The following is a 19,833-nucleotide window of genomic DNA, read 5'->3' as shown; positions in this document are numbered from 1 at the left end:
AGGGCAGTAAATGCACTGATTAAGCACAAAAACACAAATACCTCATTGTCACAATGAGTAATAAAAAACAAGAAATTAACATTTTTTTTCTGTGTTTAATCTTCTGTTATCAGTATTTCTACCGAACTATTTTGTGTTTGCTGGTAATGCAAGCTGCTGGCTAGGATACGTGCAGCATTTTTGTAGGTAGCGCTGATTGATGCTGCATTATCTCGAGAAATTACCTGCCCTTGCTCCGAGCTTTCACGTATTTCAATCGCAAGAGGGATGTTGGCTAATACAGGCACACCATGGCGGTGAGCTAATTTTACAGCGCCATCTTTGCCAAATACATGATTGGGTTCGCCGCAATGACCACATAAAAAGTAACTCATGTTCTCAATAAGACCCAATACTGGAATATTGACCTTATTAAACATAGCAATCCCCTTTTGTGCATCAGCTAGGGCTAAATCTTGCGGTGTTGTAATAATTACAGCGCCACTAGCAGGTACTTTTTGACTCATGGTTAGTTGAATATCACCGGTGCCGGGCGGCATATCAACGATGAGGTAATCAAGTTCACCCCAATCGGTCTCATTCATAAGTTGATTAAGCGCCCCCGATGCCATGGGGCCTCGCCACACTGTTGCATCATCACTCGGCACTAAGAAACCAATTGATTGCGCTTTCAAATTATGTGCTTCAAATGGTAATAAGTTTTTATTATCCAGTGTTTTAGGCTCAGCACCCTGCAGACCTAAAAGTAAAGGGATCGATGGGCCATAAATGTCAGCATCTAAAATCCCCACTTTAGCTCCCTCTTGCTCAAGTGCTGAGGCAAGATTCACAGCCGTTGTCGACTTACCCACTCCCCCTTTGCCAGATGCAACAAGTACAATCTGCTTAATCTGCTTAAAGCAGCATTGGTTGGGTAATGACACCTCGGCGTCGATGCTCACCGATACTGAGAGCTTATTGCTAACAAACTCTCCGATTTGTGCTAATTCTCCCTTGCCAGCAAAGGGTAATTCCAGCTTAACCTTAAAGCTTTTGTCGGTATTTATTGTTATTTCTTTTACCCATTGGGCTTCAATCCCAATCGCAAATGCGCTGCTTCTATAAGCAGCTAACGCATCAAGTAGCGGTTCTTTTTCAGCCGATTTACCAGAGAATAATTTTGACAGTCCAAACATAGCAATAAAATAGCGTTTCTTTGATGAAAAGTGCTTCGGAATTATGTAACATTCAAGGCATTAAAACCAGACAATTAGATAATATCATTGCGTTGTTTTGTATATAGGCAACTCGCAATGAATTAAATAATGATATTCATGCATTTTTGCAACGAACTATCCTCAATTCGGAATGATTATGGCACAGCGAAAGATCCTGATTACTAGCGCATTACCTTATGCCAATGGCCCGACTCACTTAGGTCATTTATTAGAATACATCCAAACTGATATTTGGGCGCGTTTTCAAAAGCAACAAGGTCATGAGACCTATTACGTGTGCGCAGATGATGCTCACGGCACCCCCATTATGCTTAATGCGCAGAAACAAGGGATCACGCCAGAGGAAATGGTTAAAAATGTCAGTGTAGAACGCCAACGCGACTTTGCTGATTTCAACATAGAATTTGATAACTATCACAGCACTCACAGCGAAGAAAACAAGCAGTTAAGCGAGCTTATTTATAACCGCTTAAATGATGCGGGCCACATTAAGAAGCACACTATTTCTCAGCTTTTTGATCCAGAAAAAGGCATTTTCTTACCTGACCGTTTTGTAACAGGTACTTGCCCAATGTGTAAGTCTGAAGATCAAAACGGTGATAGCTGTGACGCATGCGGTGCAACATACAGCCCAACTGAACTTATCAATCCACGTTCTGTCATGTCGGGTGCGGAGCCTGTGTTAAAAGACTCTGAGCACTACTTCTTTGACTTGCCAGCCTTTGAAGACATGCTAAAAGAGTGGTTACACTCTGGCACTATCCAACAAGAAATGGCTAACAAGTTAGACGAATGGTTTGCAGATGGCCTGCAGCAGTGGGATATCAGTCGTGATGCACCTTACTTTGGCTTTGAAATCCCAGGTGCTCCAGGTAAATACTTCTACGTATGGTTAGATGCACCCATCGGTTACATGGCCAGCTTTAAGAACCTATGTGACAAGAAAGGCATCGACTTTGATGCGTTCTGGCGTGAAGACTCAGAAGCCGAACTTTACCACTTTATCGGTAAAGACATCATTTACTTCCACAGTTTATTCTGGCCTGCCATGTTAGAAGGGGCAAACTTCAGAAAACCAACTAATGTATTCGCTCACGGCTTTGTCACCGTAAATGGCGCAAAAATGTCTAAATCTAAAGGCACTTTTGTAAAGGCTCGTACTTATCTAGATAATTTAGACCCTGAATATCTACGCTACTATTACGCGGCAAAACTTAACAACGGTATTACTGATTTAGATTTAAACCTTGAAGATTTTGCCCTGCGTGTAAATTCAGATCTGGTTGGTAAAGTGGTCAATATTGCAAGCCGTTGTGCTAGTTTCATCACCAAGAAATTTGACGGGAAACTAAGCGACACAGTGATGGATGAAGCGTTACTAAGTGAATTCCAAGCGGCATCAGACAGCATTGCTAATCATTACGAGAATCGTGACTATAGCCGTGCTATTCGTGAAATTATGGCGCTTGCAGACAAAGCCAACCAATTTATTGATGCTAAAGCTCCTTGGGTGTTAATTAAAGACGAAGCAAAACAACAAGAAGCGCATGACGTGTGCTCACTTGGTCTCAATATGTTCCGTGTGCTTATCACCTACTTAAAGCCTGTTTTACCAGGAATGGCTGCCAATGTTGAAGCCTTTTTAAATGACGCATTAACATGGCAAGGTGTGCAAACAGCGCTTGTGGGTCATGCTATTAATAAATTTAAACCGTTAATGCAACGCGTTGAAATGGATAAAGTAAATAAAATGATTGAAGAATCAAAAGAAAGCCTCGTCGCTGAAAAAGACAAGATTGATCCTAATAGCCCATTAGCGAAAGAGCCAATCAGCCCTGAAATCGAATTTGATGATTTTGCTAAAGTTGATTTACGTGTAGCGAAAATTGCAAAAGCAGAACACGTTGAAGGTGCTGATAAGTTATTAAAATTGACGTTAGATTTAGGTGGCGAAACTCGCCAGGTATTCGCCGGTATTAAATCTGCGTATGCGCCTGAAGACATCGAAGGCAAGCTGACCGTTATGGTAGCGAACCTTAAACCACGTAAGATGCGTTTTGGTATGTCTGAAGGCATGGTGTTAGCAGCAGGCCCTGGCGGCAAAGAAATCTATATTCTTAACCCTGATGAGGGTTCAGAGCCAGGCATGCGTGTCATGTAAGGTAAAACCTTATTGTAAAAAAACCGTTGTGTGCAAACACAACGGTTTTTTTTATATTCGGCATTTATGTTTTTGGGCATGCGGGGTGTTCGGTTAATACTTGGGTAATAATTTGGCCAAATACTTGGTGCTGTTGCTCAGTAATAGGGAAAGAGGCGCTGTAAGAAAGCGTATCGGCAAGCTCTCCGGTAATAATTTCATAAAAGGTCATCGCAGTTAGCAAATGCCCAGCATCCGAGGCATGATTACCGTCACTATGGTATAAATTCACTTCTGGTAATCTTGCTATCGCTTTGTCCCACACTAAACCGATGGGCGCAACACAGCTCGTTTCTTTATCACTAATGGATAAATGTAACTTATAAACCGCTTCACCTTCTTTGCTATCCCCCCTTTGTGGGTGTTCAGGGAATAGAATTGGCGTGATTCCCAGCACTTTTGCATTCGCAATTAGACGCTCGGTTTCTGCCGTAGAATAATTTACAGATCCCGATTGAGAATACTTTTGCCCTTGAAAAATCGCATGACTCCACTTGTTTTGTTTTAGCTTTTCGATATTCCCGGGTGAATTCACTATTTCATCCAAAAAACGGCCACTCACCGTGAGGGTCGCAACCTGACTATTACTTAACTCACTCGAAATTAACTGCTCAAGCAAGGTCGCAAGTTTTGCGCTATGACTATTGCCATAAATGATAATGTTATAATCAGCACTTGCGCTATTATCAACAATGTCGGTGCTATTATTAGGAAGTGAGCTGTCAGGCTCGGTTGCGATTGGGTTTTCAGTCTTTGAACTCGAACCACATGCAACTAACCCAACAAAACTCATCAATAAAAAGTAAACAATAAAAGGCTTAAATCGTTTGCTGTCCGTCACTGATTATTCCTTATTTAGACGTATTATTTTTCATGTAGTCAATATTGAGACACAAAACGATAAATAGCCAATTATTATCTGACGCTTACTCACACTTAACTATTTCATCTTCAGGGTGCTAAATATAAATCTTTAAGAAACCGCTCTTTGCGGGGTAAGTAATGATGATCATAATCAAGCGACACCAGCACCCTTTCTGCTTTTCCTAACAGCTCACTACGCGGCACTAAACCGATTACACGCGAGTCTGCACTGTTATCACGGTTATCTCCCATCGCTAAATACATATCTGCAGGGATAACCACTGGCGCAAAATGCTGCATCACAGAGGGGGTCTTCGACACCTGAATTGCATGTTTAATACCCGCAAGATTTTCTAAATACGTTTGCTGTCCTGCTTCATCATCCACTAGCGAGTAATCAAGTACTTGACCATTAATAATCAATTTATTATCAACTAAAGTAACCGTATCACCCGGCACTGCAATCACACGTTTGACTAAGCGGTTATTAGCAGCAGTTGAATCAAATACAATGATATCGCCCGCTTTTGGCTCATCAAGGCGCGCCAGTGATATATGACTAAATGGTAACCGTAAATCATAGGCCATTTTATTGGTTAAAATACGGTCTCCCTCAACAATTGTCGGTTTCATAGACCCTGTGGGTACTTCATACCAATCGGCAACAGCACTCCTAAATACACTCATTAAGCAGATGAATACAATCAATGAACGGTTATTTTTCCATACGTTAGCAAGCCAATTCATATTCGTTCCTTGTGTTGTTAGTTTCATTAAGAGTCTTTGCCGTTCAAATTAGTTCTTAGCTAAATGTAACGAAATACTTCAAAGATAAAAATATCATACATGGTGTTAAAAATATTTGACACAACCAGCAATGAGTAGTTTACTTAACACCAAGTCAAATATTTTTTACACTGGATGATAAAAGATGAGCTACAAAGAACTGACAATTTGGGGCACGTTGGGAGTGACTATTGGTTTGTTAATTTATTACCTTACTGGTATTAACTCATTACAAACAAATGGAAACCTAAGCCAAGATACAATGGTTTCTTACTTATATAAGGTCGTAATTACTGCGGTGATACTCGAAATTATTATGCAATCAGTGCTTGCAGGCATTAAGCACAAAGAAGCAGATTTAGGTGATGATGAGCGCGATAAACTCATTGAACTTAAAAGCGCTAAGCTTGGCCATTGGTTAACTTCAGCAATTATTTTAATGTGTGTATTTTTAGCCACTCAGATAGAGCGTGTATCTGGTCGCATGTTATTACCTGAAGTTTCAGATTTATATAATATAATGCACTACCTCATTATAGGCTTTTTGATCAGTGAAATTATCACGACAGCCAGTAAGGTGTATTACTATCGAAGAGACAGCTAATGAAAAAACAGCTCAGTAATACTATTCGAGAATTACGATTTCATCACAATGAAATGACGCAGCAAGCTCTGGCCGAAGCCGTCGGTGTTTCAAGGCAAACAATTGTCGCCATTGAAAAAGGCAAATATTCCCCTTCACTTGAAGTGGCTTTTAAGATTGCTCAATTGTTTGATAAGAAACTCGATGACGTTTTTTCTTATCAATAGCACGCTTGCAATAAAAAAGGTTAGCATGCAGCTAACCTTTTTTATTCTATTTAAGACTGTTGATTTTTAAACTGTGCTTTCGCTTGTTCAACTTCGTCATTACTGATACCTACTGACTCAGCCGCTTCTTTTATTAAATGCGGTTGTGTCATAACCAACGCCATCAGTTGTTGAAGTTTTTCGGGCGGGATCCCGAGTTGCTGAACTAAGCCCATAGCCATCATTGGGTTTTCCATAAATGCTTGAAAAAGCTCACGTACTTTTTCGTCACTCACGTTATGCTCTTTCAGCATTGCGATAATTGGGTTCATACTAACCTTGATTAATTTACTGCTAATAAGCTCAATAATGTGGGCAGTTTTTCGTTATTCAACCAGTAGCACCACTTTACCCGAATTTTCATTATTATCTAAAATGCGGTGAGCCTCAGTTGCATCCTGCCAATGCAGGGTTTTATATATATTAAAGTCAAATTTACCCGCAGCGAGTTCGCCATAAAAGCGAGCTATAAACTGTGCTTTTAGTTCACGTTTAAAAGCAATAGAGCGGTTTCTAAGTGTAGAAGCATGAAATGAAATACGTTTACTCAGCAAACGTGCGAAATCAACCTCAGCAAAGCGCGCATCTAAAAATGCCAACATCACAATTTGGCAATCCATTGCAGCAACAGCAGCATTTTTATTTAAATAATGCCCTGCAACGGGGTCGACAATTGTATTTGCTTGTAACTGATGTGTCTTCATATACTCCACAAAGTCGGTGGTTTTATAATTTATACAGTGATCGGCACCCAACTTTTTTGCATGCGCGCATTTTTCATCGCTCCCCGCAGTAATGACTACCTGAGCCCCAATAGCTTTTGCCATTTGAATAGCGGCACCACCCACACCACTTGCACCAGCGTGTATAAGTGCAGTTTGCCCAGCTTCAAGCTTGCCAAATTGAAATAACGCCGAAAATGCAGTGAGATAAACTTCACTCACCGCAGCCCCTTCAGCCATACTCATTGAGTCAGCAAGCGGCATCACCTGTGCTGCATCTACCGCAACATACTCACTGTATGCGCCTCCGGCACACAAAGTAAAAACGGGTTTATTAAGCCAATCAACCTCAACGTTTTCCCCTTGTGCGACGACTGTGCCAGCACACTCTAGACCTAAAATCTCACTGTCGCCTTTAGGAGGTGGGTATTTATCTTGCCTTTGTAAACAGTCAGCACGATTAACGCCTATTGCGGCGACCTTAATCAGTACCTCATCGTGTTTAATATTCGGCTTTTCAATTTCTGCAAACGTTAACTGTGAATTTTCATGCTTAATATAACGCATAACACCTTCTATTTAATTCGCTGCCAGATTTCAGCTTCCACCAATTTACCATTTTCATATAAAGTATGATGCCATAAATCACCGTCTACTTTGTAATCAAATGCCATGGTTTTACCTTGTAATGAAGGCACATTACCATAAGAAAAAGTCTCGATAAATTGCTGGTCTTGCAAAACATATTTGCCGCCACCCGCATAATGAAAATTGCCATTTTTCTGCGTAATATAACTAAAATGAGTATCGGTAATTAGCTTTACCGAGGTTAATTCGGGTGCTTTTGCCGTAACATACCCTTCTTTTGTCGCATACTTTCCTTCAACAAACTGCCAACTCCCCACCAGCGGGTTCGCATTCGCGAATGAGGCTAGCAACAAACTTGAAATGCCGAATATTTTTAGCATAGTGTACTCCCTTGATTGTTCGTATTAGCATACGCCAATACCGGATCCCGATGAAGGACTACGTGGTTGAGATTTTTTCACCCCTGTTTTGCTCTCATTTCACTAAACCGCCACGATTGTTTATACGGATACACATCCAATAATTGTCCCTCATTAATAGCCGCTTGCAGTCGCTGCCACATAGCAACACTGAAAATGTCGTGATGCACAGCATTAAAAAATGAAAAAGCCGTTTTATTTGCACTGAAAAATACCTTGAATTGGCTCGGAAACACATCGTTTTCAGCAATATCAAAGTAACTCTCGCTGCTTAACTCTTCTAACGAGTCAGCACTTTTTGGTAACTCTCGAAATTGACACGCCGTCATCGGGCAAATTTCATCGTAATCATAAAACACCACTCTTCCCCAGCGGGTCACACCAAAGTTCTTCATCAACATATCGCCTGGAAAGATATTTGCACCTGCCAGCTCTTTGATTGCTTTACCATAATCAATCATAACAAGTTCAAGTTTTCGTTCATCACACTGATTAATATATAAATTAAGCGGTGTCATTTTCCGTTCAACATACACATGACGCAAAATAAGCGCATTACCCGATATAATTAAACTGTCGCCAATTTGGCGCTGCATCGTAGTGAGTAATTCTTCACTAAATCGACTTAAATCAAACGCTAAATAACGAAATTCATGGGTATCAACCAAGCGCCCCACGCGATCGGCTTGCTTTACAAAGTCGTATTTCGCCATGACATGTTGTTTAGTGGCGGTTTTTGGTGCGCTAAATTTATCTTTAATCACTTTATACACATAATCAGAGCCAGGTGTCGTAAATACCAACATCACCATGCCAGGCGTACCTGGGGCAATAATGTATTTATCATCAGGAGGACTATTTTTAGTGGTATCAACTTTATAGCGATAAAACTCGGTTTTGGCATGCTTGATAAATCCTATCGCGTTAAATAACTCAAAACGTTGCTTATGGGGCATCAGCACGCTGAGGTAATCAACGTAACGCGCAGGTTGGTCGGTGTCGACCATAAAGTAGGTTCGCGCAAACCCAAATAGCAGACTAAGTTGATCGGCGCCCATCATGACGGCATCAATGTGCAGCCCTTTTTCACTATTTAGTAAGGCTATGGCAAACGGCATATTATCACCGTTTTTAGCAATGCATCGCCCAATGATGTAACACGCTTTATTTCTGAAAAATAATGAATTAGCGTATTCGATATACCCATCATTCAGTGCTAGCAGCTCATAAACCTGTGGGCACTGTTTTTTTGCTCCTGCAATTAAAGTACGCTGCAACATGGCAATATCATCAGTGAAATGTGCATAATCAGAGCGAAAAACATGACGACTCACAAGGGTTTTTATCGCATTTTCAAAACCACTTTGTAACGAGATCCGACTTACCAGAGAATCAAACGGACGAGGCCCTAAGCGATACCGTGCCTTTAAAACAAACAAATGAACATTACGGATTTTACGTGAGTCCCAAATAGCCCCAAATGTCGAGTTGAAAAACGTATGTGCAATGGGCTGGTTTTCGTGATTTTTCACCATTTCTGCATAAATTTGTTTTGCTAATAACCACAGAGCAGGATCGTTAACTTCGCTGTAAGCTATGATCTTTACAGCTTCACTTACTTTTTTTACTTGGCCTTCGTAAACCTGTAACCGTAACTTCATTGCTGTTTGCACTTGATGCCATTGACGTTGTTCAAACCGACTTTGTGCCCCTAAAGTGATATTCAAAAACTCTGCAAACATGGCCTCAAACCCTGCATACACAGCGCGGGCTAGTTTCGTGGCAATAATATTCTTTAGTTGTTCCGACTCTGTTTTTTTACGAAAAATTGCATCGTGTTGAGGCATTATTGATATCACTTATGCTGATTATTTTAGTTGCCGTGTTTACACACAATAGCAAGCACGCTTTAATTTAGGTAATTAATAAAGATAATAAATAAGATTGATCAGATGAATATTAGGCATGTCGACCTAAATCTATTGGTGTATTTAAATGTACTGATAGATGAGCAAAATGTATCAAAAGCAGCCAATAAACTTGCCTTAACGCAGCCTGCGATGAGCAATGCATTAAAACGGTTACGTGATTTATTTGACGATCCCTTGCTCGTTCGAGCCGCTGGCACAATGACACCCACAGCCAAAGCGCTGAGTCTCAAGCCTGAAATTGAAGCACTGCTAAAAATGGCCGAAAAAATCACGCAACCAAGTGAACTGTTTGACCCAAGCACTGCAAATATAACGTTTCGGATCATGGCAAATGATTATCTAGAATCAACCTTAATAGCCCCTTTTATCACCCAACAACTGGCGAAAAGCCCCGGCCTTAATTTTGATATTTTGAGTCCAAGCGACGTCAACCTACAAGATATGGAAAAAGGCACAATCGATTTAGCTATAAACCGCTTTAATGGTTTACCCCGTTCATTTCACCAAGCCAGTGTCTGGCGCGATAACTATTGCTGCTTAAGTCACCCTGACAATCCTTATCTACAACAGCAAACGCTTGAGAACTACCTTGCACAAGAGCATATTTGGGTAAATAGGGCTGGCTGGGGGGTTGAAGCAGCGGTGACTAATAAATCCGGAAGTCAAAAATTAGGCTGGGTAGATGAAGCATTATGGCAGCTCGAACAAACGCGTAATATTCGTGTATTCACTCGCCATTACATGGTCGCAAGCTTGCTCTGCCAATCGCCTAAATTAATAGCCACGCTGCCCCGACGTCAAGCGATGTTGCTCGCAAAACACACCGATTTAGTCATAAGTCCAGTGCCATTTCAAATTGTTCCCATTGAAGTAAAAATGCTGTGGAGTCCATTATTACACCATGCAAACCCGCACCAATGGCTGCGTCGAGAACTATTAGCTTTTGCAAATACAGTGGCCGACAGGTAACAAATTAACAATATTGATAAAATCAATATCAGTTATTGAAAACAACAATTTCATTAATAATGAGTGACAGGCTAGAGTGAAGTTAAGCACATAAACAAAGAGAACTTGATATGGAAACTTCAGCACAATTCACTCAACAAGACGGCCTTTACATTAATGGTCAATTACACACTTTTATTGAACAGCAACTTTGTAAAAAAAGCGAAATTGCGTGTGACGAGATATACCAGATTCTTGCAACACTTGTTGATGAATTTGGGTGTCAGTGTCGTAAAACGAAACACCAAGCAGATGATGTTTTACCAACCGAAACACTGTTAACTGCCTACAGCTCTGTACGCACTCATCCACATTGTCATGTAGATGCTCAAACGACGCCGGCGGTACTTGATGAGTATTGCTGCCAAGTACCGGCTATTTTAGTAGTTGCTCTTATGGATACGCTAACAGGTATTACAAGCGACGAGCCTGGTGCAAAGCACATTTACCAACGTGCCGCGGCACTGACAGGTAAACCATGCGTCTACGCCATCAATAACGCACACGCTGCATAATATGCGCATTACTTTGAGTTACTTATTCGAGCGATGATGCTTGTTGCAAAATCACTGCAATTAAGCATCGTCGCACCGGTGACATACTCAGCCAAATCAAAGGTAAGTTCTTTTGCCAATAATGTTTCTTCCAGAGCTGACTCAATTTTTTGTGCAGCCTCCTGCCACCCCATAAAACGCAGCATCATTACCGCACTTAAAATACTACTGCTTGGGTTCGCCGTGTTTTCACCCGCTATCCGGTTAAAAGTGCCATGTGTTGGCTCAAAAAAAGCGACCTCATTATTTAAATTTGCTGCTGGCATTATACCAACGCCACCGACTTGTGCAGTCAACATATCGGCCAAATAATCACCATTTTGATTGGTGGTTACGACTACATCAAATTGTTCTGGTGTAAGCAACGCTTGCTGAAGCATATTATCGGCAATCACTTCTTTAATGACTAAATCGTCCTGATTGTCACGCTTTATTAGCAACCAACGGCCATTCTCATGGGCAACTGCATTAAACTCTTGCTCTGCAACCGCAAAGGCCCAGCGTTTAAACGCCCCTTCTGTAAACTTTAATACATTCCCTTTATGCACCACAGTTAAAGATTTACTTTGTTGTTTTAGTGCATAATTGAGTGCATATCGCATCAAACGCTCGGCCGCTTCTTTTGAACTATTTTTAATGCCAAGCCCACACTGGGTATCAAAACGTAATCGTGTCACCCCCATTTCTTGACATAAAAAGTCGAGCATTCGCTCGTTGTCAATACTGCCAGCTTGCCATTCAATACCCGAGTAAACATCTTCTGAACTGTCGCGAATAACGGTTATGTGGGTTTTTTCAGGCTCTTTTAATGGTGAGGGTAAATGCGGATAACTGCGGATAGGCCGCATATTAACGAATAAATCCATTTCATGGCGAAGTGCGACGTTCAAAGAACGAAAGCCCCCACCCAAAGGAGTGGTTAGAGGGCCCTTTATGGCAATTTTAAACTGCCTTACGGCATGGAGTGTTTCTTGTGGAAACCAATCTCCGTCGTAGAGTGCGGCCGCTTTTTCACCGTTAAACACTTCCATCCAGTGAATCCGACGCTCTCCTTGATAAGCCGCCTCAATAGCAGAATCAACGATACTTCGCATAACGGGGCTAATATCTTGCCCAACACCATCCCCTTCAATGTAAGCGATTACTGGATTGTCAGGAATACACCACTGGCCATTTTTATCGATGGTGATTTGTTCACCCTGCTCTGGCACTGAAATATGTTGATACTGCATCATAACGTTTTAGCAACTAGTCGGTTGAATATGCTTTGTGAGTATCTATTAATACCAAGATTTGTCTGCACTGTCTGCGTATGTATGGAAATACCCATTATTCAAATCATTAATGACACACTTTGTCTATTTCGTCTTCCATGGCCTTGAATAGCGAGGCAAACAACTGCGTGTCTAGCGTTACGGTGTCATTTTTTAATGCACTATCAACAGCAAGTGCTTTGATATAAAGCGTCTCACACTCAAACATGTTGGCTGCGCCCTTTAACATGTGCACATTTCGACTTAAGCCTTCGATATCCATTTTTTTATATTGCGTACGCATATCGGCATATTGATTTTTAAGTCCTTTGATATAGTCATCCTTAAGCAGTTGGAATTCGTGTTCAGGTAGCTTTATATCAGCCAACTCATCGCAGTCTAGGTAACTGGCAATTTTATGACTAAATGCATTACGGTCTATGGGCTTTGCAATTAAATCGGTGAAACCTTGGTTCATGTAACGCTCTACCTCATGCTTCATCGTGTTCGCGGTTAAAGCAATAATGGGCACCGAGATCCCCGTCGCATGCATCATTTTCAGTGCTTCTTGACCATCCATAATTGGCATTTGAATATCAAGTAATATTAGGTCAAATGTGTTCTCAAGCGTTTGCTGCACGGCATCTTTACCGTTTTCAACCGTTGTGACTGTTAGCCCCATACGCTCTAAAATACGTGCAAATAAACGTCTGTTGTCAGGGTGATCTTCAGCGAGTAACACCCGACCTTTTAAATTTTCTGGCGCATCAAGTTTACTAAACGGAGAGGTTTCGACTAATCTAACTTCACTCATATCATTGAGCCAACGCGTATTGTCTGTTGTGTACACAGCGATTGTTAAAGTAAACTCACTACCTGAGCCAACGTAACTTTTTACACTGATATCACCATCCAGTTTTAGCGCTAAACTTTTAGAAATATTAAGACCCAAACCTGTGCCACCATACTGACGAGAAATACTCGAATCCGCTTGGTAAAAGGCACTGAATAACGACTTTTGTTCAGAATCTGTCATGCCAATACCGGTGTCTTTCACACTGATCGCTAAGATATTATTCTCACAACTCACCGTAAGCGTTATTCGCCCAACCTGAGTAAATTTTAGTGCATTGGTCGTCAAGTTTAATAATATTTGCCTTAATCGGCTAGGATCGGTCACGATGTAATCAGGCAGAGGGAATTGATAATCAACGCTAAATTTTAAGCCTTTATCACGTATTTGCTTACCAATAAGTGATTCAATATTCGCTATCGTGGCAAATAAATCGGTTTCAATTAGATCAATTTCAAGCTTATTCGCCTCTATTTTCGACATATCCAAAATATCATTAATAAGGCCGAGTACATGGCGACTATTTTGTAAAATGACACCGATGCCATGATTTCGTTCATGAGGCTTAATATCACCAAGCATAATGCCATCAGCATAGCCAATAATCGACGTCATGGGTGTGCGTATTTCGTGGCTAATATTGGCTAAGAAGCGACTTTTAGCTTCATTTGCGTCTCGTAATTCATCGGCTAATTCTTCAAGTTCAAGTGTTCTTAACTGTACTTTTTGCTCGAGATTTTTATTAAGCTCAACATTATCCTCATGCAACAACCTAAATTTATCAGCGACAGCAAACGCTAGTAGCATGGCATCCATCGCGGTGCCAATCAGTCCTAATAAATATAAATTCATCGACGTGGCAGGCAATAATCCTAAGTTTGTAAGATTACCCACCATGTTAGGCACCATCATGGCAACATAGGCCAGTACAAAATAACGTGCAGGTTTGAAGCCAATCAACATACAACGTACACCGATATACAAGCCTAAACACAAAGCGACACCCGTTACTAATGTTGACCAATAAAAACCAAAGCTAGGCCACACAACACAAAATGGGATCCCCAATGTTGCGATAACCCCGACAGTCAGAGACAGCTGCGATAATTTCGGAAACGTTTCCTTTAACTTAAGGAGATTATTGTAAAATAAAATGTTGGTCAGTGGCGTGAGTGCAAAACCTAGCCAATGTAAGTGCGGGTTGTAATACCCAAACAATTGATCCGAAATATGAAAGAAATGACTCCATGCGAACACCCACGAAGCGGTGAATAAAGCATAATATAAATGCGTGACGTCTTTAGACACTAAATAAATTAACAGGTTATACAAACCAAGCGCTATACCGACCCCAAAACACAGCATGATGATTACATTTTCAAGCGTGATAATTTCGAAATAATCTTGATACGGCGTTAACACTAACTTTGCAGGAGTATAAAAATAATCGCTTTCAAAATGTGTGATCAACGTATAGCGCTTGCCTTTTTCAAGGTTTAGGCGGTTTCCATAGTGAAATGCAAATTGGTTTTTTTCGACGCCACCTGTCACAAAACTTCGTACAGGTTGAGAAACATCGGTTAGGTCATAAATCCGACTTTCTATTTTTGAAACCAAGGTATTGTAGGGGTACAGGACAAGGTCTTCGATATCACTTTGATTTTCTATATCGACAATCAACCAGTAACCGCCCCCAATCGAACTGATACGTGATTGTGGCCTTTTTGTGGCACGCCAGCGTTTAATATCAGCCGCAGATTGAGGAAATCGATTGTCTCTCGCAGCTAATATTTGCCCGACATCATGTAGGTTCTGCTCAAAAGATGCGTCTGTATATATAAACGCTTGTTCGGCGCACACTGAATACGTTGAATAAAATAGAAAAAGCAAACTGCCTAAGAATAGCTTTAACCGCATTCACAGCGCCCCTAATAAACAAAAGTCATAAATCATCAAAATTGAAAAGCCACATCAAAGCCATAACGTCGCCCTTCTCCTTTAAAGTCTTCTAACATACCCAGAAATGAACTCAAATCGAATTTTAACTGACTGTACTCTGTATCAAATAGATTTTTTCCCCATAATATAAACGACCAGTTATCTACATCATATTTAAAGTGTGCATTAACAAGGCTGTAGCTTTCTTGACGGGCGTACGGGTTCATATTTTGATCAAAGTAAAATGCTGACTGATAGTCAACCATCACATTGGCTGAAAACGGGTTATTCATTAACCGCGTATCATACTGCAGCGCTGCCGATACATTCCATTTTGAAGTAAAAGGTAATTGATTATCGGTGATACTATTACCCAATGGATCGACATACTCTTCGTACTCTGCATGAGGAATATAGCCCACTGATAACTGCATAGCGAGTTGTTGGGTGGGCTGATAATTTATTTCACTTTCGAGACCATAAATTATAGAGTCGGCTACATTTTCAAGTAATTGAACAGGCGGCATTTGCGGTGTTTCAGAGGCTTGATTCATAAACACTTGCTGGTCATTATAATCATAATAAAACGCAGCCCAGCTCATTCGTAATCGTTGTTCCGGCCAATACGTTTTCAGGCCAACCTCATGGGCATTTAAACGCTCCTTGCCGTAATCAGCTAAGATTGCTTGTTCTTCAGATGATAAAAAGCCGCCATTATACCCGCCACTTTTGCTGCCATTAGCAAAACGATAATACAGGTTCGCTGTGTCAGAATACGTATAATTGAGAGCAAACTGACCGGTAATGCCATTATCGGATTGCTTATCAGAAACCGTGTAAAATGGCACTAAAACCCCTGCTAAATCATTGGGGTTGACTACCACATTTAAGGTTGATGTAGAGCTGTATTCAAGTGATTCATAATCGTAACGTAGACCCGCAGTGAGCAACCAACGCGTGGCTAATGGCACTTCAATTTGGCTAAATAGCGCTACGTTTTGTGTATCGATATGATTATCGTAATAAAATGTGGCCGTTAAATCTGCAGGCAAAATACCACGAAAGTCGCGTAAAATATCATTGATGTTATCTTGCTTAATCGTTTCATCAGCAAAATACACCCCACTGGTCAGCGTGTAATGAGTAAATTCATTAAGGACCCTAAACTCTTGACTGAATAAATGGGTGTCTAAACCTAACACTCCTTCGCACAACCTAGCAGGTGAGCCATCGCAATTAAATGCATGGCTTCGCTCTAAATTATTAAAACTACTTACGGAGGTCACCGTTGTGTTATCACTCGACTGCCAATTTAATTCGCCGATAAAGCCATAGCCGTCTGATTTATGCGGTGAGTCATTATTAACACTCACAGTAAAAAAGTCGTCACTCCCATCGTTAAACCCAAAGCTATCAAAGCACCGTGTTGAACCCGCATCGGCTGGCGAACATAATTCACCCGTTAATGGGTTTGCTATAATACCGATACTCCCCACTGGCTGCGAAATGCCATCCCAATCTTCAATATGTGCTTGCAGGTAAAGCTCTACGTTATCCCATTGACTTAACAGTGACAGCCGTGCATTTTTTTGCTCCATGCCCGCGGTCGGTGATGCAGAAAAATTATTTTGTGTCGAATAGTCATAATCTTGATAATTGAATGCTAACCGCATCGCCGTTTCATCGCCCAGCGGTTGGTTCCACATCCCCTCAAAGCTACTGGCGTTATTGTTGGCAATACCCAGTGTTAACGACCCTGCTTGCTCAAACTCAGGCCTATTTGTGCGGATTAAAATTGCCCCACCGGTTGAGTTTCGACCAAATAACGTGCCTTGCGGGCCACGCAAAATATCAACATGCTCTACGTCATACAGGTTAATAATTTGGTTATTTGCCGAACCAACCGCCACGCCATCAAGGTACATAGCTACAGGCGATGTATTCGCAGTATTGTAATCAAGTAAGCCAATTCCCCGAATACTGACGGCGGGAGGTGTGCCCTCGGCCGCGTTTTGCGTTATTTTCACGTTCGGTGCAAATAACCCTATTTCGGTTGAATCTTTAAAATGCTGCGTTTTTAAAAGTTCGCCATTCACTTGGCTTACCGCAACACTGACGTCTTGAATTGATTGCGGACGCTTCTGTGCATAGACACTAATAACTTCCATGTCCTTTTCAGCCTCTGTATTTTGCGCTGAGGCATTACCCATGACACATGCCGCTAAGCAGCTAATCGCGAGCATAGTGAGTTTAGGATTGAATTGATAAGGACGTTTCATTCGTTTTTAGACCTTAAAAAGAGGGACGTATGTTAAATTATTGTAATTTCCAGTAAGTATAGACCAAACAACGCTGTAAAGTCGCATAAAAAGCAGAGGGTTAACGGCTTTTATGCCACATTAAAGTCGCTGTTGACTAAACATTACCCTTTTTCAAAAGCGTGTTCGCCGCTAATTTGACTTGGAAAGCCGCAGAGTGAGCGTGACGTTTGCATGCCAGCCATCACCGCCGCTTCAACACAGCCAGCATTAACGCCTGTTTTTATCCAATCGCCAGTAAGGCGTAAGTTTTTATAGTGGCTGCCATCAGTCGCTAATCTAAATTTGCTTGACCCTGTAACAGAGAGTACATAACGCTCACTGGGATCAATATTTACCCGCCAATACTGTTGCTCTAAAACAGGCAAAATACTGTGCGGATCTTGATAAAACACCTGCCAGTCAAACTTATTATTGGTATAAGCGTGCGGCCACAATGCTTGCATATCAACGCTGAATAAATACTGCATATTATGTTTCACCTCAGCTTTCATTTGCTCAGGAAAATGATATGCCGTAGCCGGTGGATAATGCTCACACGTAAAAGCGCTACAAAAATAGGCAATATTAACGGGCGGATCACTGTCTGGCCACGCCTCTTTGTCAACGAGATTGCTCATTGCAGCCCATGTATCGAAGGGTTCAACAAAACCACTTAATATAGGCCCTTCTTGAGCCGAATTGGTATCGGTAAAGCCGAGTTGTTGATCAGTTTTATTCAACCAAACTTGGCAAGCTTGTGTCGCAACACTCTTCACTTTACTTGCTTGTAAAGCAAGGGCATTATCGTCGCTAAGCAAATCTGCCGCCACATGCTCAAGCGAAGCAACAGATACCCCCAATATTAGGGTATCAAAATCAACTCCATGCACTAACGTAAGACTTGGAAGTGGCTGCTTAAAATGCGCTTCATATACTTCTGGCCAGTCACTCCAGAACGACTCTAAATTAACCTGATATTCTTGCAACAAATGCGCTTGTAGCGGGTTTATTTGGTCTAAGAGCGGCTCACTTGGCCAACAAGGCAGCTGCTTTACATTGATAAGCGGCGCATATTCACCCGAATTTAAGCTGACCTGCTGACGCAGTTCAATATGCGATACCACAGCTTGCCCATGAGAATCTTGACCCGGCGTTAATTGTGTAAGCTGGTGGAAAAATTTAAATTTTACACCGCGTTTTTTGAGTAGTTCATAAATAGGAGCAAAAATGACATCTCCCATGCCTGCTTGCATTTTCCACATCACTCCCCCTTTATAACAAAGGCCAATTCTTAGCATGGCAAGTGCTGCAACACCGGCCTCAACATTAGGCTTGTTAAAGTCGCCATTGGGGTATGCAAACACCAAGTCATAAAAACCTCGTACAGGGGCAGAATTAACGCTATAGGCACTATTTGCACCATTTTTTTCGAGCCATTGGCGAAAATCATAGCAATTAATTACCCCAAAACCATCGCGATAAACTTTATCTTTTATCAGACCTGTCAGCATCGCAATAGCCAGATCGGCACAAATATAGAGCCTGCGCAGTTGTGCATTATCATCCAGTAACTCTATTACTTGCTCTTTAAACCAACGCTTTAATTTGCGAACGATATACCAAATCACTAAACGATCAGCTTGCTTGTCTGTGTGGGTTGTTTGCTGTGCGGTAAACTGTTGTAAGTGCGTAAGTAAAGAGCGAGGAGTGGAGATAATCTCGGCCGCATCCGATTCAATGTCATCAATAAACTGTTTTGCCGAGGTAACCTGAGTATCAATATTCGCTTTTATTTGCTGATAGAGGTGCTTTAGTAAAAACTGATCTCGTGGCTTTTTAGTAACTAATGTGGTTTTTGCGTGTTGCTCACAGACATCTTCAATGACTTCGGTCCATTTTTTCAGCCAAGCCAGTGTCATCGTAACAAAATCCCACACTGTAATATCCAAGCTTCCATCTGCTGGATTACCCGCAACGGTTGGGAAATCTATCGGCCATGTTTGCCACTCGTTATCGATAAACTCTTGTAATGCAATAAAACTATGCGGCTTAAACGCCTGTTGCCAAGTTGCAAGCGGGGAACTCGCTGGCCTGTCCAAATTATTGTAGACCCCTTGCAAAGTGCGAAAGCTATTTACATAAGCACCAAACCACACATGCAAGCCATGCTCTTCAATACGTTGACCAAAGTGCTGATTGCGACCACTTGCGCCTTTACCTCCTAAGCGCCACCCTTGTTGATAAACGGTTATTTCGCGATGTTGCTGCCAATCTTCTTGCTCGGTTAAATACACCGCGGCAGTCATTGCAGCAACGCCACCCCCTACGATTGTGATTTTTTCTTTGCTCAT

16 protein-coding genes are annotated in these 19,833 nt (G+C 41.5%); 5 read left to right on the top strand and 11 right to left on the bottom strand.

Annotated features, from left to right (window positions below; genetic code table 11):
- Positions 1–95: 95 nt before the first annotated feature.
- Positions 96–1,175 (bottom strand): iron-sulfur cluster carrier protein ApbC, encoded by a 1,080-nt coding sequence (gene apbC / locus GZH31_RS06945; protein WP_180311515.1) that lies wholly within the window; start codon positions 1,173–1,175, stop codon positions 96–98.
- Between the two features lie 178 nt (positions 1,176–1,353).
- Between apbC and metG the strand changes: the two genes are divergently transcribed.
- Positions 1,354–3,378, top strand: a complete 2,025-nt coding sequence (gene metG, locus GZH31_RS06940) for a methionine--tRNA ligase (RefSeq protein WP_180311514.1) — start codon at positions 1,354–1,356, stop codon at positions 3,376–3,378.
- A gap of 64 nt (positions 3,379–3,442) precedes the next feature.
- On the opposite strand, the gene GZH31_RS06935 is transcribed toward metG, so the two are convergent.
- On the bottom strand, positions 3,443–4,258 hold the full coding sequence (locus GZH31_RS06935; RefSeq protein ID WP_257473692.1) for a hypothetical protein: 816 nt from the start codon (positions 4,256–4,258) through the stop codon (positions 3,443–3,445).
- Between the two features lie 110 nt (positions 4,259–4,368).
- Positions 4,369–5,028 (bottom strand): signal peptidase I, encoded by a 660-nt coding sequence (lepB, locus tag GZH31_RS06930; RefSeq protein WP_118844212.1) that lies wholly within the window; start codon positions 5,026–5,028, stop codon positions 4,369–4,371.
- A gap of 184 nt (positions 5,029–5,212) precedes the next feature.
- Here lepB and GZH31_RS06925 point away from each other — a divergent pair, with 184 nt between their 5' ends.
- Together GZH31_RS06925 and GZH31_RS06920 are read left to right on the top strand one after the other, a co-directional pair.
- The gene (locus GZH31_RS06925; protein ID WP_118844211.1) at positions 5,213–5,671 is read left to right on the top strand and encodes a hypothetical protein; all 459 of its coding nucleotides are present in this window, start codon (positions 5,213–5,215) and stop codon (positions 5,669–5,671) included.
- Positions 5,671–5,877, top strand: a complete 207-nt coding sequence (locus GZH31_RS06920; RefSeq protein ID WP_036968951.1) for a helix-turn-helix transcriptional regulator — start codon at positions 5,671–5,673, stop codon at positions 5,875–5,877. The genes GZH31_RS06925 and GZH31_RS06920 overlap by 1 nt, the downstream gene beginning before the upstream one ends.
- A 50-nt stretch (positions 5,878–5,927) precedes the next feature.
- On the opposite strand, the gene GZH31_RS06915 is transcribed toward GZH31_RS06920, so the two are convergent.
- The 4 genes from GZH31_RS06915 to aceK form a co-directional block, all read right to left on the bottom strand.
- Positions 5,928–6,188 carry a DUF2999 family protein gene (locus tag GZH31_RS06915; protein WP_036968953.1) on the bottom strand — a complete coding sequence of 87 codons (261 nt, stop codon included), beginning with the start codon at positions 6,186–6,188 and terminating at the stop codon, positions 5,928–5,930.
- Positions 6,189–6,242: 54 nt separating this feature from the next.
- The gene (locus GZH31_RS06910; RefSeq protein ID WP_036968955.1) at positions 6,243–7,205 is read right to left on the bottom strand and encodes a zinc-binding dehydrogenase; all 963 of its coding nucleotides are present in this window, start codon (positions 7,203–7,205) and stop codon (positions 6,243–6,245) included.
- An 8-nt stretch (positions 7,206–7,213) separates the two neighbouring features.
- Positions 7,214–7,606 carry a hypothetical protein gene (locus GZH31_RS06905; RefSeq protein ID WP_036968957.1) on the bottom strand — a complete coding sequence of 131 codons (393 nt, stop codon included), beginning with the start codon at positions 7,604–7,606 and terminating at the stop codon, positions 7,214–7,216.
- 77 nt (positions 7,607–7,683) lie between these two features.
- Positions 7,684–9,492 carry a bifunctional isocitrate dehydrogenase kinase/phosphatase gene (aceK, locus tag GZH31_RS06900; protein ID WP_074988324.1) on the bottom strand — a complete coding sequence of 603 codons (1,809 nt, stop codon included), beginning with the start codon at positions 9,490–9,492 and terminating at the stop codon, positions 7,684–7,686.
- Positions 9,493–9,597: 105 nt separating this feature from the next.
- Here aceK and GZH31_RS06895 point away from each other — a divergent pair, with 105 nt between their 5' ends.
- Positions 9,598–10,545, top strand: a complete 948-nt coding sequence (locus GZH31_RS06895) for a LysR family transcriptional regulator (RefSeq protein WP_180311513.1) — start codon at positions 9,598–9,600, stop codon at positions 10,543–10,545.
- A 110-nt stretch (positions 10,546–10,655) separates the two neighbouring features.
- Positions 10,656–11,099, top strand: a complete 444-nt coding sequence (locus tag GZH31_RS06890; protein ID WP_118844209.1) for a hypothetical protein — start codon at positions 10,656–10,658, stop codon at positions 11,097–11,099.
- 8 nt (positions 11,100–11,107) lie between these two features.
- On the opposite strand, the gene icd is transcribed toward GZH31_RS06890, so the two are convergent.
- From icd to GZH31_RS06870, 4 genes are all read right to left on the bottom strand, one after another.
- Positions 11,108–12,370, bottom strand: a complete 1,263-nt coding sequence (icd, locus tag GZH31_RS06885) for an NADP-dependent isocitrate dehydrogenase (protein ID WP_180311628.1) — start codon at positions 12,368–12,370, stop codon at positions 11,108–11,110.
- Positions 12,371–12,479: 109 nt separating this feature from the next.
- Positions 12,480–15,161: a 7TM diverse intracellular signaling domain-containing protein gene (locus tag GZH31_RS06880; protein WP_180311512.1), complete on the bottom strand. Its 2,682-nt coding sequence runs from the start codon at positions 15,159–15,161 to the stop codon at positions 12,480–12,482.
- Between the two features lie 35 nt (positions 15,162–15,196).
- Positions 15,197–17,461 (bottom strand): TonB-dependent receptor, encoded by a 2,265-nt coding sequence (locus tag GZH31_RS06875; protein ID WP_180311511.1) that lies wholly within the window; start codon positions 17,459–17,461, stop codon positions 15,197–15,199.
- Positions 17,462–17,604: 143 nt separating this feature from the next.
- Positions 17,605–19,833 carry an NAD(P)-binding protein gene (locus GZH31_RS06870; RefSeq protein ID WP_180311510.1) on the bottom strand — a complete coding sequence of 743 codons (2,229 nt, stop codon included), beginning with the start codon at positions 19,831–19,833 and terminating at the stop codon, positions 17,605–17,607.

The sequence above is a fragment of the Pseudoalteromonas sp. JSTW genome (assembly GCF_013423925.1).
GTDB lineage: Bacteria > Pseudomonadota > Gammaproteobacteria > Enterobacterales > Alteromonadaceae > Pseudoalteromonas > Pseudoalteromonas lipolytica.
Note: the sequence above shows the minus strand (reverse complement) of the source record. Positions and strands in the feature narration are given on the sequence as shown.